We start from the raw sequence: 2,136 nt of genomic DNA, 5'->3' as shown, positions 1-2,136 counted from the left end.
GGGTCTCACCCTCGTCCGCGCCGCCCAGCACGCCGCCGAATCCCTGCAGCAGGGTCGACTTGCCTGAGCCCGAGGCACCGAGCAGCAGCACCCGCTCGCCCGGTTCGATGCGCAGATCGACCTCGCGCACGGCCCACCGCAGCCGCGTCGCGTACCGCCACCCCCAGCCGCGGGCTTCGAGGGTGGCGGGACCCGTGACTGCGGTCACACCCGTGCGGTGACCTCGCGGCCGGCCGCGAACCGGCCGAGAGCACCCGTCGCCGCGAGCCCTCGCGCGATCAGCCAGGCACCGAGGCCCGCGATGACCGCCCCCGAGATGGTCGTCGAGACGATGTACACCGTGGTGAAGAGAGTGTCGGCACCGGCGTACCAGAGGATGCGGTCGTTGATGCCGCACGCGAGTCCCGCGCCGGCACCGGCCAGCATCGCGACGGGCAGCCGCCAGACGCCGTAGAGGAAGACCAGGAAGATCAGCTCGGCACCGAGCCCCTGCACGAGGCCCGAGACGATCGTGAGCGGGCCCCACGCATTGCCGACCAGCGCCGAGATGATCGCGGCGACCAGCTCGGTGTACAGAGCGGCACCCGGCTTGCGGATGATCAGACCGCCGAGCACCCCGGCGATCAGCCACGGGCCGGCGAGCAGACCCTGCACACCGGGAAGCAGCGGGGTGAGGATGCTGCTCGGCACCTCGTAGCCGACGTTCCAGAGCAGGAAGACCAGCGCGCAGGCGACGGCGATGACGCTGGCGACGACGATGTCGACGACCCTCCAGCGCCAGAGTTCCGGGCGACCGAGGCCCTTCGACGCCTGTGCGGCGGATGCCGATCCCGTGGTGGATCCGGACGTGGATGTACTCATCAGTAGCTCCTCCCTGCGCTGGCATGACCCAGATCAGGTTCGACGGTCGAAGCGCGATTCGCTCCCTCTCAGCCCGGCTCGCCGGCCTCCCGTGGTTGTTCTGACGATCTTACCCAGTGCCGACACTCCCGTCTGCTCCTGTTGCAGCGCCGCGCATCCCGTCGCGAGTTCGGTACCGTGAGGAGGTGACCGCTCCTGACTCCGCCGAGGCCACTGCCCCCGACGCGCCATCGGGCGACGCGCCATCGGGCGACGACGCTGCGGGCGACGACGCTGCGGCAGATGCGGTGGCGCACGATGTCTCAACGGACGACGAGGCGCCGACCGACAGAGTGACGGATGACGAGCCCTCCCGCGATCCCCTCACCGACGATCTCCTCGCCGAGGACGCGACCCCGGACGCCCAGTGGGCGGAGGCGGAAAGCGGCGGAACCCCGCTCACCTGGGTCGACCCGGTGGCCGTCGCGCAGCACACGACGATCCTGTCACTGGACGACGAGCCCGACGCGGCGGGTGGCGGACCCCTGCTGAAGGATGCGCATCTGCGTCCGGCGATCCTGCGCCCCGGCATCCTCGTGCCTCTCGGTGCGCTCGTCGCGTTCCTCGCCACCTACGCGGGCACGACCATGCTCTGGCCGCTGCACGAGGTGGCCCCGACCGTGCAGGCGGCCGAGTTCACGCCCGCCGCCTCACCTGCGGCCGTCGTCACGTGGCCGTCGCAGGGAAGCGCGGCCGTGGGCATCGGCGGCATCGGCACCACGTCGTCGTCTCTCGATGCGGCCGCGATCGCGAGCGTCACGAAGGTCGTCTCGAGCATGATGGTGCTCGATCGCATGCCGCTCGCGGTGGGCGAGCAGGGCCCGGAGTTCTCCTTCACGTGGTCGGACTCGGTGGAGTACTGGGACTATCGCCGATCGGATCAGTCAGCCCTCGACGTCCCCGTCGACGGCGTGCTCACCGAGTATCAGATGCTGCAGGGAATCCTTCTGGGATCGGCGAACAACTACATCGACCGGCTCTCGGATGAGATCTGGGGCTCGGACACCGCATTCGCTTCGGCGGCGGCGACGTGGCTGGGCGATCGCGGACTCGACGGCATCACCATCGCGACGCCGTCGGGCTTCGATGACCGCAACACGGCGACCCCGGAGTCTCTCGTGGCCCTCGCCGAGGTGGCGATGCAGAATCCCGTGTTCGCAGGGATCGTCGGAACCCCGTCGGTCGATCTGCCCGGTGCGGGAACGGTGAAGAACACCAACGGGATGCTGGCCGGCG

At 70.0% G+C, this 2,136-nt stretch carries 2 protein-coding genes, 1 pseudogene and 1 riboswitch; of the genes and pseudogenes, 1 reads left to right on the top strand and 2 read right to left on the bottom strand.

Annotated elements, in window-relative coordinates:
- A partial coding sequence (locus J7E68_RS19535; RefSeq protein WP_311416137.1) for an ATP-binding cassette domain-containing protein occupies positions 1–208 on the bottom strand: 208 nt, incomplete at its 3' end.
- On the bottom strand, positions 205–861 hold the full coding sequence (locus J7E68_RS02900; RefSeq protein ID WP_251048567.1) for an ECF transporter S component: 657 nt from the start codon (positions 859–861) through the stop codon (positions 205–207). The genes J7E68_RS02900 and J7E68_RS19535, both read right to left, overlap by 4 nt.
- A riboswitch (TPP riboswitch) is annotated at positions 855–964 on the bottom strand. It overlaps the preceding gene by 7 nt.
- A gap of 82 nt (positions 965–1,046) precedes the next feature.
- On the opposite strand from J7E68_RS02900, the pseudogene J7E68_RS02895 reads away from it, so the two are divergent.
- A pseudogene (locus J7E68_RS02895) lies at positions 1,047–2,136 on the top strand (D-alanyl-D-alanine carboxypeptidase); the annotation flags it as partial.

Origin of the sequence: Microbacterium sp. ISL-103, assembly GCF_018613995.1 — a bacterium.
Classification (GTDB): Bacteria; Actinomycetota; Actinomycetes; order Actinomycetales; family Microbacteriaceae; genus Microbacterium.
The sequence above is the reverse complement of the archived record's forward strand: the minus strand, read 5'-3'. Positions and strand labels throughout refer to the sequence as shown.

Bases quoted from the DNA above. Each gene is read 5' to 3' on its own strand.
- J7E68_RS02900 (WP_251048567.1), bottom strand. From the start codon at position 861: ATGAGTACATCCACGTCCGGATCCACCACGGGATCGGCATCCGCCGCA.